Source organism: Methylobacterium sp. HJ2, assembly GCF_056431005.1.
Map to the genome: position 1 here is coordinate 297,683 of NZ_JBWJYM010000008.1, position 26,008 is coordinate 323,690.

Annotated in this window: 25 protein-coding genes and 1 pseudogene; 22 read left to right on the forward strand and 4 right to left on the reverse strand. The window is 71.8% G+C overall.

Annotation, left to right across the window (positions count from 1 at the left end; translation table 11 throughout):
- Positions 1-154: 154 nt before the first annotated feature.
- Both ACS5RC_RS20045 and ACS5RC_RS20050 read left to right on the forward strand, forming a co-directional pair.
- Positions 155-2,869 carry a valine--tRNA ligase gene (locus tag ACS5RC_RS20045; RefSeq protein ID WP_478345665.1) on the forward strand — a complete coding sequence of 905 codons (2,715 nt, stop codon included), beginning with the start codon at positions 155-157 and terminating at the stop codon, positions 2,867-2,869.
- Entirely contained in the window at positions 2,866-3,603 is a 738-nt protein-coding gene (locus tag ACS5RC_RS20050) for a DUF2459 domain-containing protein (protein WP_478345700.1), read from the forward strand. Before ACS5RC_RS20045 ends, ACS5RC_RS20050 begins: the two co-directional genes overlap by 4 nt.
- 60 nt (positions 3,604-3,663) lie before the next feature.
- On the opposite strand, the gene sugE is transcribed toward ACS5RC_RS20050, so the two are convergent.
- Positions 3,664-3,978: a quaternary ammonium compound efflux SMR transporter SugE gene (gene sugE, locus ACS5RC_RS20055; RefSeq protein WP_478345666.1), complete on the reverse strand. Its 315-nt coding sequence runs from the start codon at positions 3,976-3,978 to the stop codon at positions 3,664-3,666.
- A 195-nt stretch (positions 3,979-4,173) separates the two neighbouring features.
- Here sugE and ACS5RC_RS20060 point away from each other — a divergent pair, with 195 nt between their 5' ends.
- The 10 genes from ACS5RC_RS20060 to ACS5RC_RS20105 all read left to right on the forward strand — a co-directional run bounded on the left by ACS5RC_RS20060 (position 4,174) and on the right by ACS5RC_RS20105 (position 14,383).
- Positions 4,174-5,715, forward strand: a complete 1,542-nt coding sequence (locus ACS5RC_RS20060; RefSeq protein ID WP_478345667.1) for a Do family serine endopeptidase — start codon at positions 4,174-4,176, stop codon at positions 5,713-5,715.
- 387 nt (positions 5,716-6,102) lie between these two features.
- Positions 6,103-7,014, forward strand: a complete 912-nt coding sequence (locus tag ACS5RC_RS20065; RefSeq protein WP_478345668.1) for an OmpA family protein — start codon at positions 6,103-6,105, stop codon at positions 7,012-7,014.
- Positions 7,011-8,285: a hypothetical protein gene (locus ACS5RC_RS20070; RefSeq protein WP_478345669.1), complete on the forward strand. Its 1,275-nt coding sequence runs from the start codon at positions 7,011-7,013 to the stop codon at positions 8,283-8,285. The genes ACS5RC_RS20065 and ACS5RC_RS20070 overlap by 4 nt, the downstream gene beginning before the upstream one ends.
- A 21-nt stretch (positions 8,286-8,306) precedes the next feature.
- Complete coding sequence (locus ACS5RC_RS20075) at positions 8,307-9,569, forward strand: hypothetical protein (protein WP_478345670.1); 1,263 nt, start codon at positions 8,307-8,309, stop codon at positions 9,567-9,569.
- 69 nt (positions 9,570-9,638) lie between these two features.
- On the forward strand, positions 9,639-10,133 hold the full coding sequence (locus ACS5RC_RS20080; protein ID WP_478345671.1) for a hypothetical protein: 495 nt from the start codon (positions 9,639-9,641) through the stop codon (positions 10,131-10,133).
- A gap of 50 nt (positions 10,134-10,183) precedes the next feature.
- On the forward strand, positions 10,184-10,681 hold the full coding sequence (locus ACS5RC_RS20085; RefSeq protein WP_478345701.1) for a hypothetical protein: 498 nt from the start codon (positions 10,184-10,186) through the stop codon (positions 10,679-10,681).
- Between the two features lie 9 nt (positions 10,682-10,690).
- Positions 10,691-11,545 (forward strand): 3-deoxy-8-phosphooctulonate synthase, encoded by an 855-nt coding sequence (gene kdsA / locus ACS5RC_RS20090; RefSeq protein ID WP_478345672.1) that lies wholly within the window; start codon positions 10,691-10,693, stop codon positions 11,543-11,545.
- Positions 11,546-11,643: 98 nt separating this feature from the next.
- Positions 11,644-12,543, forward strand: a complete 900-nt coding sequence (locus tag ACS5RC_RS20095) for a LysR family transcriptional regulator (protein WP_478345673.1) — start codon at positions 11,644-11,646, stop codon at positions 12,541-12,543.
- A 153-nt stretch (positions 12,544-12,696) separates the two neighbouring features.
- On the forward strand, positions 12,697-13,659 hold the full coding sequence (locus ACS5RC_RS20100; protein ID WP_478345674.1) for an alpha/beta fold hydrolase: 963 nt from the start codon (positions 12,697-12,699) through the stop codon (positions 13,657-13,659).
- Positions 13,660-13,768: 109 nt separating this feature from the next.
- Positions 13,769-14,383: a pyridoxamine 5'-phosphate oxidase family protein gene (locus ACS5RC_RS20105; protein WP_478345675.1), complete on the forward strand. Its 615-nt coding sequence runs from the start codon at positions 13,769-13,771 to the stop codon at positions 14,381-14,383.
- Between the two features lie 27 nt (positions 14,384-14,410).
- On the opposite strand, the gene ACS5RC_RS20110 is transcribed toward ACS5RC_RS20105, so the two are convergent.
- Together ACS5RC_RS20110 and ACS5RC_RS20115 are read right to left on the reverse strand one after the other, a co-directional pair.
- Positions 14,411-15,082, reverse strand: coding sequence for a class I SAM-dependent methyltransferase (locus tag ACS5RC_RS20110; protein ID WP_478345676.1), 672 nt, complete (start codon positions 15,080-15,082; stop codon positions 14,411-14,413).
- A 58-nt stretch (positions 15,083-15,140) separates the two neighbouring features.
- Positions 15,141-15,899 carry a class I SAM-dependent methyltransferase gene (locus ACS5RC_RS20115; RefSeq protein ID WP_478345677.1) on the reverse strand — a complete coding sequence of 253 codons (759 nt, stop codon included), beginning with the start codon at positions 15,897-15,899 and terminating at the stop codon, positions 15,141-15,143.
- Between the two features lie 267 nt (positions 15,900-16,166).
- Between ACS5RC_RS20115 and ACS5RC_RS20120 the strand changes: the two genes are divergently transcribed.
- The gene (locus ACS5RC_RS20120) at positions 16,167-16,484 is read left to right on the forward strand and encodes a hypothetical protein (protein ID WP_478345678.1); all 318 of its coding nucleotides are present in this window, start codon (positions 16,167-16,169) and stop codon (positions 16,482-16,484) included.
- 107 nt (positions 16,485-16,591) lie between these two features.
- Here ACS5RC_RS20120 and queF read toward each other — a convergent pair whose 3' ends face one another.
- Positions 16,592-17,041: a preQ(1) synthase gene (gene queF, locus ACS5RC_RS20125; RefSeq protein WP_478345679.1), complete on the reverse strand. Its 450-nt coding sequence runs from the start codon at positions 17,039-17,041 to the stop codon at positions 16,592-16,594.
- A 201-nt stretch (positions 17,042-17,242) separates the two neighbouring features.
- On the opposite strand from queF, the gene eno reads away from it, so the two are divergent.
- The 9 genes and pseudogenes from eno to ACS5RC_RS20170 all read left to right on the forward strand — a co-directional run.
- Entirely contained in the window at positions 17,243-18,529 is a 1,287-nt protein-coding gene (eno, locus tag ACS5RC_RS20130; RefSeq protein WP_478345680.1) for a phosphopyruvate hydratase, read from the forward strand.
- A 128-nt stretch (positions 18,530-18,657) separates the two neighbouring features.
- The gene (locus tag ACS5RC_RS20135) at positions 18,658-18,975 is read left to right on the forward strand and encodes a DUF3574 domain-containing protein (protein WP_478345681.1); all 318 of its coding nucleotides are present in this window, start codon (positions 18,658-18,660) and stop codon (positions 18,973-18,975) included.
- 34 nt (positions 18,976-19,009) lie between these two features.
- Complete coding sequence (locus tag ACS5RC_RS20140) at positions 19,010-19,321, forward strand: FtsB family cell division protein (protein WP_478345682.1); 312 nt, start codon at positions 19,010-19,012, stop codon at positions 19,319-19,321.
- 121 nt (positions 19,322-19,442) lie between these two features.
- Positions 19,443-20,504: a pyruvate dehydrogenase (acetyl-transferring) E1 component subunit alpha gene (pdhA, locus tag ACS5RC_RS20145; RefSeq protein WP_478345683.1), complete on the forward strand. Its 1,062-nt coding sequence runs from the start codon at positions 19,443-19,445 to the stop codon at positions 20,502-20,504.
- Positions 20,505-20,676: 172 nt separating this feature from the next.
- Positions 20,677-22,125 (forward strand): pyruvate dehydrogenase complex E1 component subunit beta, encoded by a 1,449-nt coding sequence (locus ACS5RC_RS20150; protein WP_478345684.1) that lies wholly within the window; start codon positions 20,677-20,679, stop codon positions 22,123-22,125.
- A 70-nt stretch (positions 22,126-22,195) separates the two neighbouring features.
- On the forward strand, positions 22,196-22,471 hold the full coding sequence (locus ACS5RC_RS20155) for a DUF5076 domain-containing protein (protein ID WP_478345685.1): 276 nt from the start codon (positions 22,196-22,198) through the stop codon (positions 22,469-22,471).
- A 58-nt stretch (positions 22,472-22,529) separates the two neighbouring features.
- Positions 22,530-23,936, forward strand: coding sequence for a pyruvate dehydrogenase complex dihydrolipoamide acetyltransferase (locus ACS5RC_RS20160; protein ID WP_478345686.1), 1,407 nt, complete (start codon positions 22,530-22,532; stop codon positions 23,934-23,936).
- Between the two features lie 26 nt (positions 23,937-23,962).
- Positions 23,963-25,402, forward strand: a complete 1,440-nt coding sequence (gene lpdA, locus ACS5RC_RS20165; protein ID WP_478345687.1) for a dihydrolipoyl dehydrogenase — start codon at positions 23,963-23,965, stop codon at positions 25,400-25,402.
- A gap of 270 nt (positions 25,403-25,672) precedes the next feature.
- Positions 25,673-25,886: pseudogene (locus tag ACS5RC_RS20170) on the forward strand (ISL3-like element ISMex26 family transposase); the annotation flags it as partial.
- Positions 25,887-26,008: the final 122 nt, after the last annotated feature.

Sequence of the window (26,008 nt, forward strand, 5' to 3'; positions counted from 1 at the left end):
GGACGCTTGGCCGGGGGGCTGACGGGGCGCTCCGCCGGGGTGCTTGGTCAGGACGCTTGGCCGGGATGCGGGCGGCCCGTGTTGACGGACGCCGCCCGACAGGTTGAAAGCGGGCGACTCCTCGGTAGACGCCCGCGATCGGCCCGTACGCCCCATGATGGACAAGACCTTCGACCCCGCCTCCGTCGAGGCGCGCATCCGGACCGCCTGGGACGACGCCCAGGCCTTCCGTGCCGGCCGGCCGGAGCGCGCCGGCGCCGAGCCCTACTGCATCATGATCCCGCCGCCGAACGTGACGGGCTCGCTGCACATGGGGCACGCGCTCAACAACACCCTGCAGGACATTCTCTGCCGCTTCGAGCGCATGCGCGGGCGCGACGTGCTCTGGCAGCCGGGCATGGATCACGCCGGCATCGCCACCCAGATGGTCGTCGAGCGCCGCCTCGCCGAGGCCGGCGAGCCCGGGCGGCGCGAGCTCGGCCGCGAGGCCTTCGTCGAGACGGTCTGGGCCTGGAAGACGGAATCCGGCGGCGCCATCGTCGAGCAGCTGAAGCGGCTCGGCGCCTCCTGCGACTGGTCGCGCGAGCGCTTCACCATGGACGAGGGCCTGTCGAAGGCCGTCCTCAAGACCTTCGTGGACCTGCACGCGCAGGGCCTGATCTACCGCGACAAGCGCCTCGTGAACTGGGACCCGAAGTTCCAGACCGCGATCTCGGACCTCGAGGTGCTGCAGGTCGAGGTGAAGGGCCATCTCTGGCACTTCGACTACCCGGTGGTCGACGCCGACGGCGCCGAGACCGGGGCGGTCATCACCGTGGCGACGACGCGGCCCGAGACGATGCTCGGCGACACGGCGGTCGCGGTCCATCCCGAGGATGCCCGCTACACCGACCTCGTCGGCCGGTTCGTGCGCCTGCCCCTCGTCGGGCGCCTGATCCCGATCGTCGCGGACGAGTACTCGGACCCGGAGAAGGGCACCGGCGCGGTCAAGATCACCCCGGCCCACGATTTCAACGACTTCGAGGTCGGCCGGCGCCACGGCTGCGCGCCGATCAACATCCTCGACGGCGAGGCGCGGATCCTGCTCGCGGGCAACGCCGCCTTCCTGGCGGGCGCCGCGCCCGAGCCCGAGGCGCTGGCCCTGCACGGGCTCGACCGCTTCAAGGCGCGCGAGCGCGTCGTCGCCCTGATGGAAGAGCGCGGGCGCCTGCGCCTGATCGAGCCGAACTCCCACGCGGTTCCGCACGGCGACCGCTCGAACGCGGTGATCGAGCCCTTCCTCACCGACCAGTGGTACGTCAACGTCAAGCCCCTGGCCGAGCGCGCGCTGCAGGCCGTGCGCGACGGCCAGACTCGCTTCGTGCCCGAGACCTACGAGAAGACCTTCTTCCAGTGGCTGGAGAACATCGAGCCGTGGTGCATCTCGCGCCAGCTCTGGTGGGGCCATCAGATTCCGGTCTGGTACGACGACGAGGGCGGCATCTACGTGGCGCACGACGAGGCCGGCGCGCGGGCGCAGGCCGCCGAGGCCCGCGGCCGCGAGGTCCCGCTCCGGCGCGACGAGGACGTCCTCGACACGTGGTTCTCCTCGGCGCTGTGGCCGTTCTCGACCCTGGGCTGGCCCGACGCCACGCCCGAGCTCGCCCGCTACTACCCCACCAACACCCTGGTGACGGGCAAGGACATCATCTTCTTCTGGGTCGCCCGGATGATGATGATGGGCCTCCACCTCACTGACCGCGCGCCCTTCGAGACGGTCTACCTGCACACGCTGGTGCGGGACGCCTCGGGCGCCAAGATGTCGAAGTCGAAGGGCAACGTCGTCGATCCCCTCGGGCTGATCGACCAGTACGGCGCGGACGCCCTCCGCTTCACCCTGGCGGCGATGGCGGCGCAGGGGCGGGACATCAAGCTCGCGGTCAACCGCGTCGAGGGCTCGCGCAACTTCGCGACGAAGCTCTGGAACGCCGCCCGCTTCGCCGAGCTCAACGGCTGCCGTCTCGATCCCGCCTTCCGGGCGGAGTCGGTGGTGGAGCCGGTCAACCGCTGGGCCCTCGGCGAGGCCGCCCGCGCGGTCGCCGAGGTCACGGAGGCGCTCGAAGCCTACCGCTTCAACGACGCCGCCACCGCCGCCTACCGCTTCGTCTGGAACATCTTCTGCGACTGGTATCTCGAGCTCGCCAAGCCCGTGCTGCAGGGCGAGGGCGTCGATCCGGCCGCGCGCGCCGAGACGCAGGGGGCGGTCGCCTTCCTGATCGACCAGATAGCCAAGCTCCTGCACCCGTTCATGCCGTTCCTCACCGAGGAGCTGTGGGGGATCAAGGGCGCGGAGATCCCCGGGCGCGGCCTGCTGGCGCTGAGTTCCTGGCCGGATCTCGGGCAGCTCGCCGACGCGCAGGCCGAGGCCGAGGTGGGCTTCGTGGTGGATCTCGTCTCCGAGATCCGCTCGGCCCGCTCCGAGACCAATGTCCCGGCGGGCGCGCAGATCCCGCTCGTCGTCGTCGGCGCGGACGCGACGGCGCAGGCCCGCATCGCGGCGTGGCGCGACACGCTGGTGCGGCTCGCCCGCCTGTCGGAGATCAGCTTCGCGGAGGCCGCGCCGCGCAATGCCGTGCAGCTCCTCGTGCGCGGCAGCGTCGCGGCCCTGCCGCTCGAGGGCATCGTCGATCTGGCGGCCGAGGTCGCGCGCCTGCGCAAGGAGGCGGGCAAGGCCGAGGGCGAGATCGCCAAGATCGACGGCAAGCTCGCCAACGCCGATTTCGTCGCCCGCGCCCCCGAGGAGATCATCGAGGAGAATCGCGAGCGGCGCGAGGCGGAGGCGGCGCGGCTCGCCAAGATCACCGAGGCGCTCACCCGGCTCGAAGCCTGAGCGCTCCCGGTCGCCGGGTTCCGGGCCGCCTCGCCGCGATCGCGGCCGGGCTGCTCGCCATCCTGGGGCTCGCGGTCGCGACCACGGCGCTGCCGGGCGATCCGGCCCTCTATCCGCCCGCGGCGGGGGAGGGGCGGGTGATCCACCTCGTCAGCCACGGCTGGCATTCCGGCCTCGTGCTGCCGCGCGAGGCGCTGGGCGGACCGGGCGCCGGGGCGGCCCTGCGGAACGTCGCCGAGCGCTTCCGCGCCTATCCGCAGATCGAGTTCGGCTGGGGCGACGCCGCGTTCTACCGGGCGACGCCCACGCTCGCCGACGTCGACCTGGGATTGGGGCTCCGTGCCCTGTTCACGCCGGGCGGGCGCCCGGGGGTGGTGCAGGTGGTCGGGCTGCCGGTGGACCTGCGCGCCGCCTTCCCGCAGGCCGAGATCGTGCCCATCCGCGTCTCCGAGGCCGGCCTCGCGCGCCTCCTGGCGCGGCTCGACCGGAGCTTCCGCCTGGAGGGCGGCCAGCCGGTGGACGAAGGGCCCGGCCTGTACGGGCCGAGCCTGTTCTACGCCGGTGGCGGGCGCTTCTCGTACCGCAACGTCTGCAACCACTGGACGGCGCGCCTCCTCAACGCCGCCGGCCTGCCGACCGCGCCCCTCGTCGCCAGCCTCCCCTCGGGGTTGATCCTCGACCTCGGCTGGCGCTCGGGGCTGCGGCCGCTGCCGGCGGTCGGCCGGGCGGAGTGAGCGGGGGCCGCCGCGCCGCCCCGCGGAGGCGGAACCGGCGGGGGCGCCGTCCGGGCCGCCTCACGACACCAGCTTCAGCCCGGCGATCCCGGCGACGATCAGCCCGATGCAGGCGAGGCGCGCGGCGGTGGCGGGCTCGTCGAACAGGACCATGCCGAGGATCGCGGTGCCGACCGCGCCGATCCCGGTCCAGACCGCGTAGCCGGTGCCGACCGGCAGCGTGCGGAGCGCCATCGCCAGCAGGACGACGCTGGCGCCCATCGCCGCGAGCGTCAGCACCGAGGGCACGAGGCGGGTGAAGCCCGCGGTGTATTTCAGCCCGATCGCCCAGCCGGTCTCGAGCAGGCCGGCGACGAGCAGGATCAGCCACGGCATCGATCGGCCTCGAAATGCGCGGAACGGCGCTGGGGCCGCGGATCGGGGTCCTATGACGGAGGCGGGGCCGGGAGGCGAGGGCCGGGACCGCCAACCTGACGAAACCGTAATCCGCCGGACACCGGCGGGTCAGCGGCGGATCTCTAGGACAGTCCCATGCCGCTTCCCGGCGCCGATGTTCCACCGGAGACCCCGATGCCCCAGCCCCACGCCTATAGCCGCCGCGCCCTCGCCTCGGTCGCCGCCGCCTCCCTGATCGCGGGCGGCGCCCTCGGCAGCGGCTACCTGCCCTCCGCCACCCCCGCCTACGCCCAGGCCCTGCCCAAGACCCCGATCGAGGCCCCCGAGCATCCGCCGGGATCCTTCGCCAACATCGTCGACAAAGTGAAGCCCGGCGTGGTCTCGGTGAAGGTGAAGCTCGACGACACGGCCAGCATGGACGACGACGACGGCCCGGGGCAGGGCGGTCGCGGCCTCCAGAACGTGCCGCCGCAGCTGCGCGAGTTCTTCAAGCGCTTCGGCCAGAACGGCGGACCGAACGGCGGCCAGAATGGCGGCCCCGGCATGCCGCAGCAGCGCCAGGGCCAGCGCGGCGCGGTCGGCTCCGGCTTCATCATCTCAGCCGACGGCTACGTGGTGACGAACAACCACGTCGTGGACCACGCCAAGAGCGTGCAGGTCACCCTCGACGACGGCCGCACCCTCGACGCCAAGGTCATCGGCAAGGATTCGAAGACCGACATCGCGCTGCTGAAGATCAAGGACGGCGGCAGCTACCCCTACGTGCAGTTCGGCAAGGGCGCGCCCCGCGTCGGCGACTGGGTGGTGGCGATCGGCAACCCGTTCGGCCTCGGCGGCACGGTGACGGCCGGCATCGTCTCGGCCCGCGGCCGCGACATCGGCGCCGGCCCCTACGACGATTTCCTGCAGATCGACGCGCCGATCAACAAGGGCAATTCGGGCGGCCCGACCTTCAACGTCAACGGCGAGGTGGTGGGCGTGAACACCGCGATCGCCTCGCCGTCGGGCGGCAGCGTCGGCCTCGCCTTCGCGATCCCCGCCGAGACGGTCCAGGCCGTGGTCGAGCAGCTGCGCACCGACGGCAAGGTCGCCCGCGGCTATCTCGGCGTCCAGGTCCAGCCGGTGACGCAGGACATCGCCGAGGGTCTGGGCCTCGACAAGCCCAAGGGCGCCCTCGTCGATCATGCCGAGGACGGCACCCCGGCGGCCAAGGCCGGGATCAAGTCGGGCGACGTGATCGAGTCGGTCAACGGCACCGCGATCAGCGACGCCAAGGAGCTGTCCCGCAAGATCGCCGGCCTGAAGCCGGGCGCCAAGGTCGAGGTGGCCTATCTCCGCGGCGGCAAGTCCGACACCGCGACGATCACGCTTGGCGCCCTGCCGACCGACACCGGCAAGGTCGCGACCCGCGACAGCGAGGGGGCGAACGGCCAGCCGCGGCTCGGCCTCAGCCTCGCCCCGGCGGCCGAGGTCGGCTTGTCCGACCAGGGCGTCGCGGTGGTCGAGGTCGACCCGGAGGGTCCGGCCGCGGCCAAGGGCATCGAGCAGGGCGACGTCATCCTCGACGTCGCCGGCCAGAGCGTCACCAAGCCCTCCGAGGTCGCGGCCCAGATCCGCTCCGCGGAATCGGCGGGCCGCAAGGCGGTCCTGATGCGGGTCAAGAGCAGCAAGGGCGTGACCCGCTTCGTGGCGATCTCCCTCGCCAAGGCGGGCTGAGGCGGCCCGGACGCTGCGGCCCTCGCGGGCCGCGGCGCCGCCGACCCACACTGCGCGAGGCCGGTCTCGGACGGGGCCGGCCTCGTTCGCGTTCGGAACGGCGTGCTCCCGGGCTCGCGTTCTGCCCGGCCGGATGCGCGGCACGGTCGGGATGGCATTCCGGCAACACATCGCCCGCGCCGTGACTAAACCTCAGGTAAATTATCAGCCATTCGTTGACGGATAATTAACCTCAGATTTAGATGCCCCAGAATGTGGCGTCCGGGGCAACGCGTGATGAGAGGTCGGTCGGCAATCGACGATGTGGTGTGGTGCGCCCTCATCCTGGCCGCCACTCCCTTGCCGGCCGCCTCACAGGCGCAGACCGCTCCGCCGAAGCCCGGGCCGGTGCGCATCCTGAAGTGGTACGAGACCGTCGGCCTCGAGCACGACGACCGGGTTCAGCGCCTGAAGCGGCTCTCGCAGGAGCGGTTCGGCTCGGCGCCGCGCCTGTCCACCTATCGGATCGAGCCGCCGGACCTTCCGTCGACGATTCCGGTGGCGATTCCCGTCGATCGGGTGGTGATCGACCAGCGCGTCTTCTTCGACACCGATTCCGACGCCGTCCGGCCCGAGGCGCAGGCGATCCTCGACTGCGTCGCCGACGTCCTGCGGGGCGATGCGAGCGATACCGCTCTGGTTGTGGCCGGCCACACCGACAGCCGCGGCAGCGACGACCACAATTATCGGCTCTCGGTGCGCCGGGCCCACAGCGTCGCCGTCGCCCTCCGGGCCCGGAAGGTCCCGCAGGCCCATATCTGGCAGACGGGCTTCGGCGAGTGGCTGCCGCTGGCGCCCAACACCACCGAAGCGGGGCTGGGGCAGAACCGGCGGGTCGAGTTCCTGTTCGCCCGCAAGGTCGAGGCGATCGCGGTGTGGATGTCGCGCCAGCGCGACATCGTCTGCCTGAACGCGAACCCGGACGAGCGCCTGACCTGCCAGCGCGATGCCGCCGGCCTGCCCGCGACGATCCTCACGCCGGTCGAGACGGCCCCCGTGGTGAGCGTGCCGCAACTGCCGGTGCCCCCGTTCGGGCCGACGCAGACCGTTCGGCTGCCCGCCGCGCCGAGCAAGCTCACCGTCGAGGGCAGCGTCTTCGAGGATATCGGCCGGCCGGTCTCGATCCCGCCGGGGGCGCCGCCGGTGCCGGTCGCGGTGCCGGATCCGCCGGCGCGCGTCGCGGTGCCGGTGCCCAACGACGCGAAGATCCTGATCGACCTGAGAGCGCAGCGCGTCCTCGTGGAGAAGCTTGAGCGATGAGTCTCGCCGAGTACCAAGCCCTCGATCTCGGCAGCGAGAGCCCGCTCGCCCGGACGCTCGACGCCGCGCTCGCGGCCGAGGCGATGCAGCCGGTGCTCTCGCTCTCGGCCCCGCACGGGGCGAGCGCCGAGAGCCCGGCGCTGCTCACCACCGCGATGCGCGCCTGGTATCAGCAGCACGTCGCCTCCGCGCGGCAATCGGCGCTCGCCGAGGTCCGGCGCGCCTATGCCGAGGAGCGCCTGCCGTCGGGCAACGAGGGCTTCCTGATCGAGGCCGAGCGCGACCGGATCGAGCAGGGCAAGCAGGTCCATCTCAGCACCGAGCGGGCGGGCTTCTTCCAGCGCAAGGAGATCCGCGACCTGATCACCGAGATCGAGCGGCTGCGCACGGAGTACGAGCGCAAGCGCGCCGATCACGGGCGCGACGCGCAGCTCTGGCGGCCGGGGACCTACTATTTCGTGCTCGCGCTGTTCGTGCTGGCCGAGTACCCGGTCAACCTGCAGGCCTTCCTCAAGATCGAGTTCCTGACGCCGGCCTTCGCGACGATCAGCGTCACCTTGATCGCCTTCGGGCTCGCCTTTTCCAGCCACCTGATCGGCCAGGTGGTGCGCCAGTGGAGCGAGCGCTTCGGCGACAACGTCACCGGGCGCCTCAAGGCGGAGAGCGTCCGCTTCCTCGGGCTGGGCCTGCTGCTCCTCGCGATCGGCGGGACCGCGATCGTGTTCAGCCGCTCCTACCTCGTGGCCGAGGCGATCGCCCGGGCCGAGGCTCTGGGCGAGCAGGGTGCCAGCACGGTCTCGATCTACGGCCTCGCGCTGATCATGAACGTCTTCGTCTACGCGATCGGACTCGCCTGGGCGATCGTGTTCCACGATCCGGTGCCGGAGTTCCAGGAGGAGCGCCACCGCCTCGACCGGCTGCGGCTCACCCTGCGCAAGCGCTACCGCACCCTGCTGGAGGGCCGGCAGCGCCAGCGCATCGAGGAGGCGCAGCGCCTGCGCGAGCAGGCGGAGCGGCGCGAGGCCGATCAGGTGAAGACCCTGCGCAATTACGGGCTGCACCGCGCCCGCTTCAACGAGGTCCAGCGCCTCGACGCCCGCGTGCTGGCGCTGCTCGAGGGCTATCGCAGCCGGCTGATCGCCAGCGCGCGCAAGGGCGGCATCCAGACCCGCTTCGTCTACGAGGATCTCGCCTCCGGCGACGTCGACACCAAGCGCGAGATGGAGGGCGACGATTACCTCAGCCGCCGCCTCCACCTCGGCTACCTCTGATCCCGCGCCCGAGGCAGACCGATGCAGCCCGTCCGACGCCCGCTCCTCCGCGCCGCCTTGGCGGCGGCTCTGGCGGCGGCTCTGGTCGCCCCCTGGCCCGCCGCCGCCTACGAGGTCGTGCGCCAGGAAGCGAGCTGCCCGCGCGAGCGCGAGCCGCGCCCGCTGCGCCAGACCGTGGTCGTGCTCGACGAGGCGATGGTCGAGGCCAAGCCGGAGGCCAACCAGCTCTGGAAGCGCATCGTCGTGGATGCCGCCGATGCCCGCGAGATCGGGGTCGGCACGCTGGCGCCGCGCGAGCGGCTGACGGTGCTGGTCGCCCGGCGGGACGGGCGCGAATTGCTGCCGCTCTTCGTCGGCTGCTCGCCTAACCTGCCGGCCGAGGAGATCGAGCGGGCGCGCGGCGCCGACACCCGCTGGGACGTCTTCCTCGGCGGCGGCTCGGACGCGCAGATGAAGAAGGCCCGTGACGGCTTCTCGGGCGGGATCGCGCGGGCGCTGGCGCAGGTCGCCAAGCGCGCCGAGGCGATCGCGGCCCAGCCCCAGAAGGCCGGCTCGATCCTCGGCGCCCTACAGAACGCCGGCCGGCTCGCCGACCCGAATTACGGCCTGCCGCGCTTCGTCCTGGTGAGCCCGTTCCAGGTCGCGCCGGCGTCCGAGGGCGGCGACGTCCCGGCCGCGCGCCAGCGCGGCTTCGCGCTCGCCGAGCACGGCGGCGTCGATTTCGGGCGGGCGGAGGTCTATCTCGCGGGCGCCGCTCCCGGGGACAGCGCCAGCCTCGAATTCGCCCGCGCCCTGATCCTCGGATCGAGGGGCGTGCTGGCCGGCACCCGTTCCGACGGATTGCCGCGGCTCCAGCCGGTGCCGGTATCCCTGCGGGTCTACGCGGGCTTCATCCGCTACGTCGACCAGCGCGCGCCGATGCAGCTGCGCCTGGCCGCGACCGCGCAGGGCGAGCTCGTCAACAGCTGGGTCGAATCGACCTTGTCGAAGACGGTGGCCACCCCGGTCGGCGGCAAGATGCTCTGCCGGGGCGAGACCTGCGAGGTCCGCTCGGACGGGATCTTCGCCCAGCTCTGGCTGCCGGATGCGCAGAACCCGCCCAAGGACGGTCGCGAGCGGGCGAAATACCCCTTCGGCGGCTCGCGCAATCTCGAGCTCGCGATCAAGGGCGGCACCGCCTCCGGGCGAATCTCCGATCCGCTGGTGAGCTTCCTCGGCGTCACCGCGACGAAGACCGACGAGATCCGCTTCGAGATCGAGCGCGTCGAGGACAGCCAGTTCTGAGAGGCGCCGTTCCCCGCGCGGCTCGGGCCGCGCCGCGCGGGCGCACATTCACCGGCCGGGGGACCGAGGATGACGATCAGGGGGAACTGGCCGGCCGGCGGCGCTGCACTGGGTGTGGCGCTCCTCGTGGGCGGCTGCATGGGCGGGGGCGGCGCGGGCGGCCAGGCCGGGCCGGTGGAGAATGCGGTGCTGCGCTGCACGGCGACGACGCTGATCGGCACGGCGATCGGCGCAGCGGCGGGGGGACAGCGCGGAGCTCTGATCGGCGCCGCGGTGGGAAGCGTCGGCTGCGCCGTGCTCACCGCCCTCGACGAGCAGGATCGCGCGCGCATCCGCCGGGCCCAGGTCGTGGCGGCGGCCACCAACCGCACGCAATATCTCAGCTATGTCGGCGCCGACCGGCGGCGGCGCGAGATCACCGTGAAGCCGAAGCCCGCGGTCGCGGAAGCCGGGCGCGTCTGCCGCCGATCGGACAGCGACGTCGTGCTCGAGGGCGCGGGGACGGTGGCCGTGTCCGGCGGCCTCGTCTGCCGCAGCCCGAGCGGCGAGTGGCTGCCGGCCTGATCGGCGGGGGCGGTTCACGCCGGGCCGGCGGCGGAGTAGTGGTCGTGACCATGCGCGCCTGCCTGCTCCTGCCCCTTCTGCTCCTGATCCTGCCCGCGCCCGCGCGGGCAGGATCCTGCGACGCGCTGACCGCGCGGGTGATCCGCGTCACCGGCGCCTCGCTCGCCGGGCGGGCCGAGCCCGGCGCGGTGTTCCGCGCGGCCGATGCCGACCGGATGAGCCTCGATTGCCGGGCGCCCGCCCGGATCGTGATCGGCTCGCTCGATCGGCAGCCGGCCCGGGGGTTCTTCACCCTGGTCGGGCTCGCCGCGCAGGCCCTCGGGCGGGCGGGCCTCGCGGATGCGCAGACCCTGGCCCTGCGCCTCCACCAGGATTCGCTCCTCGCCGCGGCGCCGCGGCAGGACGGGACCGGCCGGGTGCGGCTGCGCTGCGAGACGGGGCCGCGGGCGGACAGCCTCGCGGGCCTCCTCAGCGTCTGCGTCGTCGAGGCGGGCCGGGCGGCACCGGTCCGCAAGGCGGATCTTCCGCGCGGGCGCCGGCTCGGGTAGACCGCCGGGATGTCGAGCCATCCCGCCAACGCTCCCGCCACCGTCACGGTCGGCGCCGCCGTCTTCGGCAACCACCTGCCGCTCGCCCTGATCGCCGGGCCGTGCCAGCTCGAGAGCCGCGCGCACGCCCTGGAGATCGCCGCCGCGCTGAAGGCGATGACGGCGCGGCTCGGGATCGGCCTCGTGTTCAAGGCCTCCTTCGACAAGGCGAACCGGACCTCCGGCAGCGCCGCGCGCGGCGTCGGGCTCGCGGGCGCGCTGCCGATCTTCGCCGAGATCCGCGAGAGCCTGGGCCTGCCCGTCCTCACCGACGTGCACGCGGCCGAGCAATGCGGCCCCGTCGCCGAGGTCGTCGACGTGCTGCAGATCCCGGCCTTCCTCTGCCGGCAGACCGACCTGCTGCTGGCCGCCGCCGCGACGGGGCGCGCCGTCAACGTCAAGAAGGGGCAGTTCCTGGCGCCCTGGGACATGGCGCATGTCGCCGCCAAGATCACCGAGGCCGGCAACCCGAACGTGATCGTCACCGAGCGCGGCGCCTCCTTCGGCTACAACACCCTGGTCTCGGACATGCGCAGCCTGCCCATCATGGCGCGGGTCACGGGGGGCGCCCCGGTGGTGTTCGACGCGACCCACTCCGTGCAGCAGCCGGGCGGCCAGGGCGCGAGCTCGGGCGGCCAGCGCGAGTTCGTGCCGGTGCTGGCCCGCGCCGCGGTGGCGGTGGGCGTGGCGGGCGTCTTCATCGAGACCCACCAGGATCCCGACCGGGCGCCCTCGGACGGGCCCAACATGGTGCCGCTCTCCGAGATGCCGGCGCTGCTCGCCGATCTCGTCGCCTTCGACCGCTTGGCCAAGGCAGCCCGCTAGGCCTCCCTCCGGCCCGCGCGGCTTGCGCATCGTCGCTTCCGGAAACCGGCCGCATCCCGGATAGTCGGCCCACAGGGTCCCGGATTGCGGAAGGCGCGATGGATCGCTTGGACGCCATGTCGGTTCTGCTCGCCGTGGTCGAGGCGGGCAGCCTCTCGGCGGGGGCGCGCCGCCTGCGCCTGCCGCTGACCACCGTGAGCCGCAAGGTCGCCGACCTCGAGCGGCACCTGCGCACGCGCCTCCTGACCCGTACGAGCCGGCGCATCGCCCTGACCGAGGCGGGACAGGCCTACGTCGCGGCGGCGAGGCGCATCCTCGATCAGGTCCAAGAGGCCGAGCGCGCCGCGAGCGGCGAGTACAGCGCGCCGCGGGGCGAGCTGACCCTTACCGCGCCGGCGGTGTTCGGCCGGCGCCACCTCCTGCCGATCGTGACCGGCTTCCTCGAGGCCCAGCCGGAGATCGCAGTTCGCCTGGTCCTGAGCGACCGAAGCGTGAACCTCGTCGATGACCAGATCGACGCCGCGCTCCGGATCGGGCCGCTCGCCGACAGCGCCCTGGTGGCAACGCGGATCGGCAGCGTGCGCCGCATCGCCTGCGCCAGTCCGGACTACCTCGCGCGCCGCGGCACGCCGACCGAGCCCGAGGATCTCGCCGCGCACGACGCCGTCACCTTCGAGGGCTTTCCGGCGACCGCCGACTGGCGCTTCCGGCGCGCGGGCGCACCGCTGACGATCCCGATCCGCCCGCGACTCGCGGTGAACGGGGCCGAGGCCGCCGTCGATGCGGCGCGGGGCGGCCTCGGCGTCACGCGGGTGCTCTCCTACCAAGCCGCCGACGAGATCCGGGCCGGGACGCTGCGAGTGCTGCTCGACGCCTTCGAGCCGGAGCCGCTGCCGGTGAGCTTCATCCATCCCGAGCGCGGCCTGCTGCCGCTGAAGGTCCGGGCCTTCCTCGACTGGGCCGTGCCCCGTCTGCGGACCCGCCTCGCCGCGCTGTAGTGCCGGCGCCGGCCTTCCAATCTCCGGAAGGAAGCTTCTCAAAAGCGACGGCTTATGCCGGGATCAGGGCAGGTCTACCTCAGAGCCCATGGCCGAACCGCAGTCTGCGCGGCCCCGCGAGGGCCGGCGACGGCGCCCCTGAGGAGAGACCCGATGCGCCCCCTGATCATCCCGCTCCTGCTTGCCGCCACCGCCCTGGCGACCCCCGCCCGGTCCGCGGAGCCGGCCGCCGCGCCCGCGCGGTCGGGCGGCGTGACCCATCACCGGACCGCCGAGGTCGACGGCGTGCGCGTGTTCTACCGCGAGGCCGGCCCAAAGGACGCGCCGGTCGTGCTCCTGCTGCACGGGTTCCCGACCTCCTCGCACATGTTCCGCAACCTCATCCCGCTCCTCTCGGACCGCTACCACGTCATCGCGCCGGATTATCCGGGCTTCGGCCAGAGCGACGCGCCGGACCACACGGCCTTCGCCTACACGTTCGGGCATTTCGCCGACATCGTGGACGGGCTGCTCGGTCAGCTCGGCGCGACCCGCTACGCGCTGTACGTGATGGATTACGGCGCGCCCGTCGGATACCGGCTCGCCCTCAAGCATCCCGAGCGGGTCAGCGCGCTGATCGTCCAGAACGGGAACGCCTACGCGGAGGGCCTGACGGCATTCTGGGACCCGATCAAGGCCTATTGGCGCGAGGACATTCCGGCCCGGCGCGAGGCCCTCGGCGTCCTGCTCGAACCGGCATCGACGAAGTTCCAGTACGTCGACGGGGTCAAGGACGTCTCGCGGATCGATCCCGACAACTGGGTCCACGATCAGGCTCTGCTCGACCGGCCGGGCAACCGGGAGATCCAGCTCGACCTGTTTCGCGATTACGGCACCAACGTCGCGCTCTATCCGGCCTTCCAGGACTTCTTCCGCACGCGCAAGCCGCCGACGCTGATCGTGTGGGGCCGGAACGATACGATCTTCCCGGCCGAGGGCGCCCATCCCTACCGGCGCGACCTGCCCGACGCGGAGATGCACTTCATCGACACCGGCCATTTCGCCCTCGAGGACAAGCTCGACGAGATGGGCCCGCTGATCCGCGGCTTCCTCGACCGCACGCTGACCGGCCGCTGAGCCGGCCACGGGCCGGTTCCCCCCGCCCACGCCTCCGCGTTCGGCCGCCCGGCCGGCCGCGCATCCGCGCGGGATCCCCCGATCCCGCGCCGCCCGACGGGAGATCGCCATGAGACACCGATTCTTCGACCTCGCCTTCACACCCGCCGTCCAGGCCGAGCAGGCCCGCAGAGGCTCGCGCGCCGCCTACGCGCAGGCCGGTCAGGGCGGCCACGCCGAGGAAGACGGGCTCTCCGAGGCGGAGGCCGGCTTCATCGCCGAGCGAGACAGCTTCTATCTCGCCAGCGTCTCGGAGACGGGCTGGCCCTATGTCCAGCACCGCGGCGGACCGGCCGGCTTCGTGCGCCGCCTCGACGCGCGCACGATCGGATGGGCGGAATTCGCGGGCAACCGCCAATACGTCTCGGCCGGCAACACGGCGGCAGACGACAGGGTCTCGCTGTTCTTCATGGATTATCCGCACCGGCGGCGCCTCAAGCTGCTCGGGCGCCTGCACGCCCACGAGCCGGATGCGCGGCCGGACCTCGCGGAACGGCTCGCCGTGCCGGGCTACCGCGCCCGGATCGAGCGGCTCGTCACCGTCACCGTCGAGGCGTTCGACTGGAACTGCCCGCAGCACATCACGCCCCGCTTCACGGCCGCCGAGATCGAGGCCGCGGTGGCCCCGCTCCACGAACGGATCGCCGAACTGGAGGCGCGTCTGGCCGCGCGCGGCGGCGCGTGAGCCGGCATCCCGGCGCGGATGGCCGGATCAGCCCATGGGCGTGACGAGCACGTGCGCCCGCAGCGGCTGCACCAGCGCGTAACCGGTCTCGGCCGGCTCGGCCGCCTCGGCGAAGGCGGCGCGGATCGCGTCGGCGTTGTCGCGGAACGCGGTGCGGCGAGCCGGGTCCACCGTAGCGACGCGCTCCAGGAACGCCTCCAGATCCGGGAAAAGCTCGCGGCGCGCGAAGGTAATGTCGCGCGCGCAAGCCAGCCGGCCCGCCTCGACGGCCGCCGCGATCGCGGCCTGCGCCGCGCGCCGCACCGCGGTCTCGTCCTCGATGGGCCGGAGCGCGGCGAAGAAGCTGCCCTCGGCCAGGGGTTCCACCACCACGATCGCCGAGCCGGGGCTGAGCGCGCGGGCGGCCTCCGCGAGCCCGGCGCCCGGGTCCGGCACGTGGTGGAGCGCGTTCAGGAAGACCGCGCCCGCGAAGCTCGCATCCGGCACCGGCAGCGACTCCGCGGAGCCGAGGACGAAGCGCGCACCCGGCACCCGCGCGGTCGCCGCCGCGATCGCTTCCGGACCGGGGTCGATCCCGGTCACCGCCGCGCCCGCCTCGGCGAGGATCGCCGCGAGCGCGCCCGGCCCGCAGCCGATATCGAGGATGCGGCGGCCCGCGACCGGCGCGAAGGTCTCGAGGATGAGGGTCTGTGCGTTCACGGCTGGGATCCCTGTGGCGGGCGAGGGGTGGTCCGGCCAGGGCCGGAAACGGGCGGCGTCACAGGCGCAGGGCGTGATAGGCCGCGGTCTCGTACGGGAAGGTCACGCTGTCGCGGCCGGCGAGCTCGGGCGTCTCGGTGATCAGGGCGCGCACGCGGGCCGCGAGCGCCGCGCGCTCGGGTTCGGGCAGGGCCGCGATGAAGCTCACCGACAGGGTGCGATCGACGATCACCGCCTCCGGCGATCCGCGATGGGCGTTCGGGAAGCGCGCCTCCCGCAGCGGCCCGAATCCCGGCGCCGGGAAGACCTCGGCCCAGGTGCCGGTGTGGAAGCGCGGGGCGTCGCCCTCGTAGGGCGCCATCAGGGCGCCGAGCGCGGCGACCCAGGGCACGCGCTGGTCCCGGATGTTCCAGACGAGGCCGAGGGCACCGCCGGGCCGCAGGACGCGGGCGATCTCGGCGAGGGCGGCCGGGGTGGCGAACCAGTGGAAGGCCTGGGCGCAGACCACCGCGTCGAGGCTGGCATCGGGCAGCGGGATCGCCTCCGCGGTGCCGGCGAGCGCGGTCGCGTCCGGGTGGGCCGCGACGAGCGCGGCGCGCATCGCCGCCTCGGGCTCGACCGCCAGGAGGCGCGCCCCGGTGGCGCGCAGGTTCGGCAGGAACTTGCCCGTGCCTGAGCCGAGATCGAGGACGCTGCGTCCCGGGCCGAGCGCCAGCGCCTCGCCGAGCCAGGCCGTCAGGCCGGGCGGATAATCGGGCCGGCCGGAGCGGTAGACCTCCGGGGCCCGGAACCCCGTCGCCGCCGTCCTGTGGATCATTCCGCGGCGCTCCCGATCCTCTGCGCGTCGCGGCTCATCGACCACGCCCGGGCCGGGGCCGCAAGGGCGGCCCGTCCCCGATCCGCGGCCCGGCGCAGGTCTCGGACAGGCGCTGCGGTGCTGCGCGACCGTCCAGCGGAAGCTCATCCGCGTCGAAGCGGCGGACGGGACGGTCCTCGATTCTATAGCGCGCCGGGCTTTCTTGGAACGGCTTGGCCGCTCTCGCGTTGAACCCGCAATCCGATCGATGATCGAGAAAGGGATTCTATGCGCAAGTTCGCCATCATCTCCGCCGCCGCCCTGAGCATCGGCGCCCTGTCCGTCACCGCGGCCGACGCGCGTCCGCGCGGCTATTACGGCCACGGCTACGGCAACCATTACGGCGCCGGCTACGGCTATCGCGGCGGTCGGCGCGGCATCGGCACCGGCGCGGCCGTGGGCCTCGGCATCGCGGGCCTCGCGGCCGGTGCGATCGCGGCCGGCGCGGCGCGCGACGCCTATTACCGCGACGGCTACGCCCGTCCGGCCTACGGCTACGGTGGCGGCTACGGCTACGGAGCCCCGGCCTACGGCTACGGCTACTGAATAACGCAGCCCGCGCTGCAGACGAGAGGGGATCGGCTCAGGCCGGTCCCCTTTTTCATGGGCGGAGCAGGGGTGCGGGACGTGTGCTCAGGGGCTCGAACGGGCAATCAGCGTCCGCGATAGGGCGGCACGCCGGGATCGGGCAGCCAGACTGTGCGGGGCGGCTCACCGGTCTGCCAGAACACGTCGATGGGGATGCCGCCCCGCGGGTACCAGAACCCGCCGATCCGCAGGTAGCGCGGCTCCAGCAGCGTCGCGAGGGTCTTGCCGATCGCCACCGTGCAATCCTCGTGGAAGGCGCCGTGGTTGCGGAACGCCCCGAGATAGAGCTTCAGCGACTTCGACTCGACGAGCCAGCGATCCGGCACGTAGTCGATCACCAGGATCGCGAAATCCGGCTGCCCGGTGACGGGGCAGAGCGAGGTGAATTCCGGCGCGGTGAAGCGCGCGCAGTAATCCGTGTCCGGATGCGGGTTGGGCACCCGGTCGAGCCGGGCCTCGTCGGGGGTGGCGGGCAGGGCGGTCGCCTGCCCGAGTTGCAGGGTCTCGGTCGTCATCGGGCCCCTATAGCCCGGCCGCGGCGGCCTTGCATCCGGCCCGGGCTCAATGCAGCGTCGCAGGCGCGACAGGGCACCGGCATCCGGGCCCTGCGGGCGCTTGCCGCGCGGCCACGGTTGGCCGATAAGCCGCGCGAGCGCGCCGCGCCCGGATTCGACGGGGCGCCCGCAGACGGCCGGACGGAACCTGAGGGGATTTCCATGACCGCGATCACCAACATCGCCGCCCGCGAGATCCTCGACAGCCGCGGCAATCCCACCGTCGAGGTGGATGTGCTGCTGGAGGACGGCTCCTTCGGCCGCGCCGCCGTTCCCTCGGGCGCCTCGACCGGCGCGCACGAGGCGGTGGAGCTGCGCGACGGCGACAAATCCCGCTACGGCGGCAAGGGCGTGCTCCAGGCGGTCGAGGCGGTGCAGACCGAGATCCTCGACACCATCGGGGGCATGGACGCCGAGGATCAGGTCGCCGTCGACGAGGCGATGATCCACCTCGACGGCACCCCGAACAAGGCGCGGCTCGGCGCCAACGCGATCCTCGGCGTCTCGCTCGCCGTCGCCAAGGCCGCGGCCGAGACCGCCGGCCTGCCGCTCTACCGCTACGTCGGCGGCGTGCAGGGCCGGGTGCTGCCGGTGCCGATGATGAACATCATCAACGGCGGGGCGCATGCCGACAACCCGATCGACTTCCAGGAATTCATGATCATGCCGGTCGGCGCCGATTCGATCGCCGAGGCGGTGCGGATGGGCTCGGAGGTGTTCCACACCCTGAAGGGCCGCCTGAAGAAGGCCGGCCACAACACGAATGTCGGCGACGAGGGCGGCTTCGCCCCGAACCTCCCCTCGGCCGAGGCCGCCCTCGACTTCGTGATGGAATCGATCCAGGCCGCGGGCTTCAAGCCCGGCACCGACATGGTGCTCGCGCTCGACTGCGCGGCCACCGAGTTCTTCAAGGACGGCGCCTACCATTACGAGGGCGAGGGCAAGACCCGCTCGATCGAGGCCCAGGTCGATTACCTCGCCGAGCTGGTGGCGAAGTACCCGATCCTGTCGATCGAGGACGGCATGTCCGAGGACGATTGGGCGGGCTGGAAGCTGCTCACCGACAAGATCGGCGCCCGCTGCCAGCTCGTCGGCGACGACCTCTTCGTGACCAATGTCGAGCGCCTGTCGCGCGGCATCGCGGAGGCCACCGGCAACTCGATCCTGATCAAGGTCAACCAGATCGGCTCGCTCACCGAGACGCTGGCCGCCGTCGATATGGCCCAGCGCGCCGGCTATACCGCGGTGATGTCCCACCGCTCCGGCGAGACCGAGGATTCGACCATCGCCGACCTCGCGGTCGCCACGAATTGCGGGCAGATCAAGACCGGGTCACTCGCCCGCTCGGACAGACTGGCCAAGTACAACCAGCTGATCCGGATCGAGGAGGGCCTCGGGCCCCAGGCGCTCTACGCCGGCCGCACCGCGATCAAGCAGTTCGGCCGCTGAGGCGCGGCCTGCGCCGGCGGACCCGGGCCGCCGGCATCCTGCTCTGCGGGCTGGGATCCGCCCTGGTCTGCACCCTCCGATCCGCGCCGCTCGCGCGGGCGGAGGCGCTCTGCGCGGGGGCCGAGCCGGTGATCTCCGCGCAGCTCCTGCTCGGATTGCGGCGGCCCGACGGGCGCCGCATCCCGGACCGGGCCTGGCGCCGCTTCCTCGCCGAGCGCATCACGCCGCGCTTCCCGCAGGGCCTCACCGTCCTGAACGGCGCGGGCCAGTGGCGCCGCGCGGACGGGCGCCCGATGCACGAGCCGGCCCGCATCGTCCTGATCGTCGCCCCGGACACGCAAGAGGTGCTCGCCGCGCTCCGGGAGATCCGCGCCGAGTACCAGGCGGGATTCGCCCAGGAGGCCGCCGGCCTCGTCCTCGCCCATGGCTGCGCGCAGTTCCGTTAAGCCCTTATCAACCCTGTGCGGCGATGGTCGCCCCATGGTCGTCCGTCGCCGCGTCAGAATGGTCGTGCTCCCGCTCGGTCTTTGGACCCTGTCGGCGCTCGTCGTGGGCTACTTCGTCTACCAGGCGGAGAACGGGAATCGCGGCCTGGAGGCCAAGAAGGCCCTGAAGATCCAGGCCTACGGGTTGTCGCAGGAACTGGCGGCGGCCAAGGCCGAGCGCGCCACCTGGGAGCACCGGGTCGCCCTGCTGCGCAGCGAGCAGATCGACCGCGACCTCCTGGAGGAGCGCGCCCGCGTCGTCCTCGGGCGCGTGCACGCCAACGACGTCGTCGTCATCAACCCCTGATGAAACTGGCGGTTGCACCGTCCTGACAACGGCAGGTCCCTGTCAGAGGAGCGCCCCTCGCAATCCGCCGCAAGCTGGCCTAAACCGACCCCGGAACGGATAATTTTCGGGGAGCTAGCCGATGGATGCCGCCAAGGATGCGGGCGAGCCGACGCCGAAATCCGTAACCCCCGACGCGGAAGCCGAGCACCGGCCGGCGCCCAACGCGCCCCAGTTCACCCGCGAGGAAGACCTTCACGCCTATCACGAGATGCTGCTGATCCGCCGTTTCGAGGAGAAGGCGGGGCAGCTCTACGGCATGGGCCTGATCGGCGGCTTCTGCCACCTCTATATCGGCCAGGAAGCCGTGGTGATCGGCATGCAGATGGCCTCGGTCGACGGCGACCAGGTCATCACCGGCTACCGCGACCACGGCCACATGCTCGCCTGCGGCATGGACCCGAAGGGCGTGATGGCCGAGCTGACCGGGCGCCGCGGCGGCTACAGCCGCGGCAAGGGCGGCTCGATGCACATGTTCTCCCGCGAGAAGCAATTCTTCGGCGGCCACGGCATCGTCGGCGCCCAGGTCTCGCTCGGCACCGGCCTCGCCTTCGCCGACGCCTACCGCGAGAACGGCAAGGTCAGCCTGACCTACATGGGCGACGGCGCCGCGAACCAGGGCCAGGTCTACGAGAGCTTCAACATGGCCGCGCTGTGGAAGCTGCCGGTCGTCTACGTGATCGAGAACAACCGCTACGCCATGGGCACCTCGGTCGCCCGGGCCTCGGCGCAGACGGACTTCTCGAAGCGCGGCCTCTCCTTCGGCATCCCGGGCGAGCAGGTCGACGGCATGGACGTGCGGACGGTGCGCGAGGCGGCGACCCGCGCCATCGAGCATGCCCGCTCCGGCCAGGGCCCCTACATCCTCGAGATGCAGACCTACCGCTATCGCGGCCACTCGATGTCCGATCCGGCCAAGTACCGGTCGAAGGACGAGGTCTCGAAGATGCGCGACGAGCACGACCCGATCGAGATGGTGCGCAAGCGCCTGATCGAGCTGCACGGCGTGCCCGAGGCCGAGCTGAAGGCGACGGACGCCAAGGTGCGCGAGACCGTCAACGACTCCGCCGAATTCGCCACCAACGATCCCGAGCCGGATCCGTCCGAGCTGTGGACCGACATCCTGCTCGAAGCGAGCGCCTGAGCCGGGCTCCGGTCGATCCGGCCGGAGACCGTACCCGATCAAGCCGGCGCGGCGCTCGAGCGAGGCCCGGATCCACCCTCCCGAAGGGATCGACCGGATCCGGACCGAGCCGGCGCCGCCCCGCAAGACCCCGCCTTCCAGGCCGCCCCGCCGCCCCACGACAGAGCAAGACATGGCGACCGACATCCTGATGCCCGCCCTCTCTCCGACCATGGAAGAGGGCAAGCTGTCCAAATGGCTCAAGAAGGAGGGGGACTCGATCAAGTCCGGCGACGTGCTGGCCGAGATCGAGACCGACAAGGCCACGATGGAGGTCGAGGCCATCGACGAGGGCGTGCTCGCCAAGATCCTCGTGGCCGAGGGCACCGAGGGCGTCGCGGTCAACACCCCGATCGCGATCATCGCGGGCGAGGGCGAGGACGTCGCGGCGGCCGCGGCCTCGGGCGGGGGCAAGAAGCCGAACGGCTCGGCCGAGGGCCATCCCGCCCCGACGCCGGACATGCAGGCTGAGGGCCTCGCCCAGGCCCCGGCGCCCGCCGCCAAGACCGGCGACGACGCGCCCCGCGCGCCGGCCGCGCCCGCCACCATCACCAACAAGGCCCCGGCCCCGGTGATGGAGGAGTTCCCCGCCGACACGCCGATGGTCACCATGACGGTGCGCGAGGCGCTGCGGGACGCCATGGCGGAGGAGATGCGCCGCGACGGCGACGTCTTCGTCATGGGCGAGGAGGTCGCCGAGTACCAGGGCGCCTACAAGGTCACGCAGGGGCTGCTCCAGGAGTTCGGCGCCCGGCGCGTGGTCGACACCCCGATCACCGAGCACGGCTTCGCCGGCATCGGCGTCGGCGCGGCGCTCTCGGGCCTCAAGCCCGTGGTCGAGTTCATGACCTTCAACTTCGCCATGCAGGCGATCGACCACATCATCAACTCGGCCGCCAAGACCCTCTACATGTCGGGCGGCCAGCTCGGATGCCCGATCGTGTTCCGCGGCCCCAACGGCGCGGCCGCCCGCGTCGGCGCCCAGCACAGCCACGATTACTCGGCGTGGTACTCGAACGTGCCGGGCCTCAAGGTGATCGCGCCCTACACGGCCTCCGATGCCAAGGGCCTGCTGAAGGCCGCGATCCGCGACCCGAACCCGGTGATCTTCCTCGAGAACGAGATCCTGTACGGGCAGTCCTTCCCGGTGCCGAAGCTCGACGACTTCGTGCTGCCCATCGGCAAGGCCAGGATCCACCGCCCGGGCACCGACGTGACCATCGTGTCCTTCGCCATCGGCATGACCTACGCCCTGAAGGCCGCGCAGGCGCTGGCCGAGCAGGGCATCGAGGCCGAGGTGATCGACCTGCGCACGATCCGCCCGATGGACACCGACACCGTGGTCGAATCGGTGAAGAAGACCGGGCGCTGCATCACCGTCGAGGAGGGCTTCCCCCAGAGCGGCATCGGCGCCGAGATCGTCGCCCGCCTGATGGTCGACGCCTTCGACTACCTCGACGCCCCGGTCCTGCGCATCACCGGCAAGGACGTGCCGATGCCCTACGCGGCCAATCTCGAGAAGCTCGCGCTGCCGAACGTGGCCGAGGTGGTCGAGGCGGCCAAGAGCGTCTGCTACAAGTGAGGCGCCGCCGCGCGCCTCGTCTCCCATCCCAACCCCACTCCGCCGAGGGGTGGGCAGCGTGCAGCGCCCGATGAGCCAGAGCTTCGAGGAACTCGCCATTCCGCCCGACGCCGTCGAGCACGGCGGCGTCGAGGTGCTGCGCTGCGCGGTGGTCGACGGCGCGGTGAGCGTGGCCTTGCGGCGCGCCTTCGACGATCCCGCCACCTGGGGCCGCCTCCTGATCGATCTCGCCCGGCAGGCGGCCCGCGCCTACGCGCTGGAGACCGAGATGTCGGAGGAGGAGGCGTTCCAGCGCATCCGCGCCGGGCTGGAAGCCGAGAGCCTCGATCCGGACAGCTTCAACTGACCGCCCCGCCACCCCGACCGACCCCCGCAGCCGAACGGCCGATCAGGATCCAACGCCCATGCCCATCAACGTCCTGATGCCCGCCCTCTCTCCGACGATGGAGAAGGGCAACCTCGCCAAGTGGCTGAAGAAGGAGGGCGACGCGATCAAGTCCGGCGACGTGCTGGCCGAGATCGAGACCGACAAAGCCACGATGGAGGTCGAGGCCATCGACGAGGGCGTGCTCGCCAAGATTCTGGTGCCCGAGGGCACGGCCGACGTGCCGGTCAACGACCTGATCGCCATCATCGCCGCCGAGGGCGAGGATCCAGGCAGCGTCCAGGCGCCGGGCGGCGGCGCCCCGAAGGCGGAGGCGGCGCCCGCGCCCGCGCAGACGGAGGCCCCGGCGGCCGGGCAGAACACCACGCCGGGTGGCGGGCACATGTCGTACGAGCGGGTGAACGTGGCGCCGGAGGGGGCGACGCCCGCCGCCGCGCCGCAGGAGACGGGCGGGCGCGTCTTCGCCTCGCCGCTGGCGCGCCGGATCGCCAAGCAGGAGGGCGTCGCGCTCGACTCCGTCCAGGGCTCGGGCCCCCACGGCCGCATCATCGCCCGCGACGTCCAGGCCGCCAAGGCCGCCGGGCCGGCCAAGCCGGCGGCTCCCGCTGCCGAGGCGCCCAGAGCCGCCGAGGCCCCGAAGGCTGCGGCGCCCGCGCCGAAGGCCGCGGCCGGCGCGCCCGCCGGGCTCACCACCGACCAGGTGCGGGGCTTCTACGAGAAGGGCAGCTTCGAGGAGGTGCCCCTCGACGGCATGCGCAAGACCATCGCCAAGCGCCTCACCGAGGCGATGCAGGTGGCCCCACACTTCTACCTCACGGTGGATTGCGAGCTCGACGCGCTGATGAAGCTGCGCGAGACGCTGAACGCCGCGGCCGGCAAGGACAAGGACGGCAAGCCGCTGTTCAAGCTCTCGGTTAACGACTTCGTCATCAAGGCGATGGGCCTCGCGCTCACCCGCACGCCCGCCGCCAACGCGGTCTGGGCCGAGGACCGGATCCTGCGCTTCAAGCACGCCGAGGTCGGCGTGGCGGTGGCGATCGACGGCGGCCTGTTCACGCCGGTGATCCGCAAAGCCGACCAGAAGACGCTCTCCACCATCTCGAACGAGATGAAGGACTTCGCCGGCCGGGCGCGGGCCAAGAAGCTGAAGCCCGAGGAGTACCAGGGCGGCGTCACCTCGGTGTCGAACCTCGGCATGTTCGGGATCAAGCACTTCACCGCGGTGATCAACCCGCCGCAATCCTCGATCCTGGCGGTGGGTGCGGGCGAGAAGCGCGTCGTGGTGCGTGACGGCGCGCCGGCCGTGGCGCTGGTGATGACCGCGACGCTCTCCTGCGACCACCGCGTGCTCGACGGGGCGCTCGGCGCCGAGCTGATCTCGGCCTTCAAGGCCCTGATCGAGAACCCGATGGGCATGCTGGTCTGAGGACGGCAGAGAGCGCGGAGCATTCCATGTCCGACACCTACGACGTCCTCATCATCGGCGCGGGCCCCGGCGGCTACGTCACGGCGATCCGCGCGGCCCAGCTCGGGTTCAAGACCGCGGTGGTCGATCGCGAGCACCTGGGCGGCATCTGCCTGAACTGGGGCTGCATCCCCACCAAGGCCCTGCTGCGCTCGGCCGAGATCTACCATTACCTGCAGCACCCCGGCGATTACGGCCTCACCGCCGAGAAGGTCGGCTTCGACACGGCCGCCATCGTCAAGCGCTCGCGCGGCGTCTCGAGCCGGCTCAACGGCGGCGTCGGCATGCTGCTGAAGAAGAACAAGGTCGACGTGATCTGGGGCGAGGCCGCGGTCGATTCCGTCGCCAAGGGCAACCAGCCGGGCCAGGTCACCGTGAAGGAGACCAAGCGCGCCGAGGCCCCGAAGGGCGCCAAGGGCGCGGGCACGTATGCGGCCAAGCACATCATCGTGGCGACCGGGGCGCGCCCGCGCGCGATCCCCGGCATCGAGCCCGACAAGAAGCAGATCTGGACCTATTACGAGGCGATGGTGCCCGAGGCGATGCCCAAGAGCCTGCTGGTGATGGGCTCGGGCGCGATCGGCATCGAGTTCGCCTCGTTCTACCGCACCATGGGCGCGGAGGTGACGGTGGTGGAGCTGCTGCCGCAGATCCTGCCCGTCGAGGATGCGGAGATCGCCGGCCTCGCCCGCAAGCGCTTCGAGAAGCAGGGCATCAAGATCCTCACCGGCGCCAAGGTGACGAAGGTCGAGAAGGGCGCGAACGCGGTGACCGCGACGATCGAGGGCGCGGACGGCAAGGCGCAGCAGATCACGGCCGAGAAGCTGATCTCGGCGGTCGGCGTCGTCGGCAACATCGAGGGGATCGGCCTCGAGAAGCTCGGCGTCACGATCGAGCGCGGCATCGTCGTCACCGACGGGCTCGGGCGCACCAACGTGCCGGGCCTCTACGCCATCGGCGACGTGGCCGGGCCGCCGATGCTCGCCCACAAGGCCGAGCACGAGGGCGTGATCTGCATCGAGACCATCAAGGGCCTGCACACCCATCCGATGGACAAGGGCAAGATCCCGGGCTGCACCTATTGCCAGCCCCAGATCGCCAGCGTCGGCCTCACCGAGGCCAAGGCCAAGGAGCAGGGCTTCGCGGTCAAGGTCGGCCGCTTCCCCTTCGCGGGCAACGGCAAAGCCATCGCGCTCGGCGAGCCGGACGGCCTGATCAAGACGGTGTTCGATGCAAAGACCGGCCAGCTGCTCGGCGCCCACATGGTCGGCGCGGAGGTGACCGAGCTGATCCAGGGCTACGTCGTGGCGATGAACCTCGAGAGCACCGAGGAAGAGCTGATGCACACGGTCTTCCCGCACCCGACGCTCTCGGAGATGATGCACGAGAGCGTGCTCGACGCGTACGGGAAGGTGATCCATACGTAATCCTGAAGAAGTCTGAAAGCCTCGCTAGAACAAGCTGTTAGGGGCTTTTAGTCTAGCGAAGCGTTCGGCTGTTGGTCAAGCCTCCGTGGCTCTCGGGAGGGTTGCTTGGGAGCGTCCCATTTTGGCTGTGGTGTGGCAGGGTGTGGTCGGCAGAGTTCTAGATTGGTCCCCCTGCCTTCACGACATCGATCCCAGTGCCGATGCACCATAATCAAGCATAATATCCTATGTTGATAGCTCGCACAGATGCAAAGGTGACTCAAGCAGCCAGAGATGTTCCGGGCTCGCCAGAGCAGCCTAGAAGTCTTTCTGCTCAGGTTTGACGCTGAACGGATGGCCGGGTGCCGAAACGGTGCCGAACTATGGCGACGCCTGCGCGCGGCCGGTTTTACCGGCAGCCTTCGCATCGTTGGAGAATGGGCGACCCGCCGCCGACGCCATGATCAGCCCCAGAGGTGCGCCCAGCAATTCCGTCTGCGCCCGTGGTCGGCCCCCACGAGGTGGTCCAAGGGTAAAGTTAGTGCGCGGTAGGCCGCTCCGCCACGAGTAGCTTGGCCGGCGGAGCTGGTCGGGCGAGCGCAGCCGGCCAAGCGGAGAAGGCTGGCA

Excerpts from the sequence above, each read along its gene's own strand:
- ACS5RC_RS20045 (WP_478345665.1), top strand. The coding sequence starts at position 155 with ATGATGGACAAGACCTTCGACCCCGCCTCCGTCGAGGCGCGCATCCGG.
- sugE (WP_478345666.1), bottom strand. The coding sequence starts at position 3,978 with ATGCCGTGGCTGATCCTGCTCGTCGCCGGCCTGCTCGAGACCGGCTGG.
- ACS5RC_RS20060 (WP_478345667.1), top strand. The coding sequence starts at position 4,174 with ATGCCCCAGCCCCACGCCTATAGCCGCCGCGCCCTCGCCTCGGTCGCC.
- ACS5RC_RS20070 (WP_478345669.1), top strand. The coding sequence starts at position 7,011 with ATGAGTCTCGCCGAGTACCAAGCCCTCGATCTCGGCAGCGAGAGCCCG.
- ACS5RC_RS20075 (WP_478345670.1), top strand. The coding sequence starts at position 8,307 with ATGCAGCCCGTCCGACGCCCGCTCCTCCGCGCCGCCTTGGCGGCGGCT.
- ACS5RC_RS20080 (WP_478345671.1), top strand. The coding sequence starts at position 9,639 with ATGACGATCAGGGGGAACTGGCCGGCCGGCGGCGCTGCACTGGGTGTG.
- ACS5RC_RS20085 (WP_478345701.1), top strand. The coding sequence starts at position 10,184 with ATGCGCGCCTGCCTGCTCCTGCCCCTTCTGCTCCTGATCCTGCCCGCG.
- kdsA (WP_478345672.1), top strand. The coding sequence starts at position 10,691 with ATGTCGAGCCATCCCGCCAACGCTCCCGCCACCGTCACGGTCGGCGCC.
- ACS5RC_RS20095 (WP_478345673.1), top strand. The coding sequence starts at position 11,644 with ATGGATCGCTTGGACGCCATGTCGGTTCTGCTCGCCGTGGTCGAGGCG.
- ACS5RC_RS20100 (WP_478345674.1), top strand. The coding sequence starts at position 12,697 with ATGCGCCCCCTGATCATCCCGCTCCTGCTTGCCGCCACCGCCCTGGCG.
- ACS5RC_RS20105 (WP_478345675.1), top strand. The coding sequence starts at position 13,769 with ATGAGACACCGATTCTTCGACCTCGCCTTCACACCCGCCGTCCAGGCC.
- ACS5RC_RS20115 (WP_478345677.1), bottom strand. The coding sequence starts at position 15,899 with ATGATCCACAGGACGGCGGCGACGGGGTTCCGGGCCCCGGAGGTCTAC.
- ACS5RC_RS20120 (WP_478345678.1), top strand. The coding sequence starts at position 16,167 with ATGCGCAAGTTCGCCATCATCTCCGCCGCCGCCCTGAGCATCGGCGCC.
- queF (WP_478345679.1), bottom strand. The coding sequence starts at position 17,041 with ATGACGACCGAGACCCTGCAACTCGGGCAGGCGACCGCCCTGCCCGCC.
- eno (WP_478345680.1), top strand. The coding sequence starts at position 17,243 with ATGACCGCGATCACCAACATCGCCGCCCGCGAGATCCTCGACAGCCGC.
- ACS5RC_RS20140 (WP_478345682.1), top strand. The coding sequence starts at position 19,010 with ATGGTCGTCCGTCGCCGCGTCAGAATGGTCGTGCTCCCGCTCGGTCTT.
- pdhA (WP_478345683.1), top strand. The coding sequence starts at position 19,443 with ATGGATGCCGCCAAGGATGCGGGCGAGCCGACGCCGAAATCCGTAACC.
- ACS5RC_RS20150 (WP_478345684.1), top strand. The coding sequence starts at position 20,677 with ATGGCGACCGACATCCTGATGCCCGCCCTCTCTCCGACCATGGAAGAG.
- ACS5RC_RS20155 (WP_478345685.1), top strand. The coding sequence starts at position 22,196 with ATGAGCCAGAGCTTCGAGGAACTCGCCATTCCGCCCGACGCCGTCGAG.
- ACS5RC_RS20160 (WP_478345686.1), top strand. The coding sequence starts at position 22,530 with ATGCCCATCAACGTCCTGATGCCCGCCCTCTCTCCGACGATGGAGAAG.
- lpdA (WP_478345687.1), top strand. The coding sequence starts at position 23,963 with ATGTCCGACACCTACGACGTCCTCATCATCGGCGCGGGCCCCGGCGGC.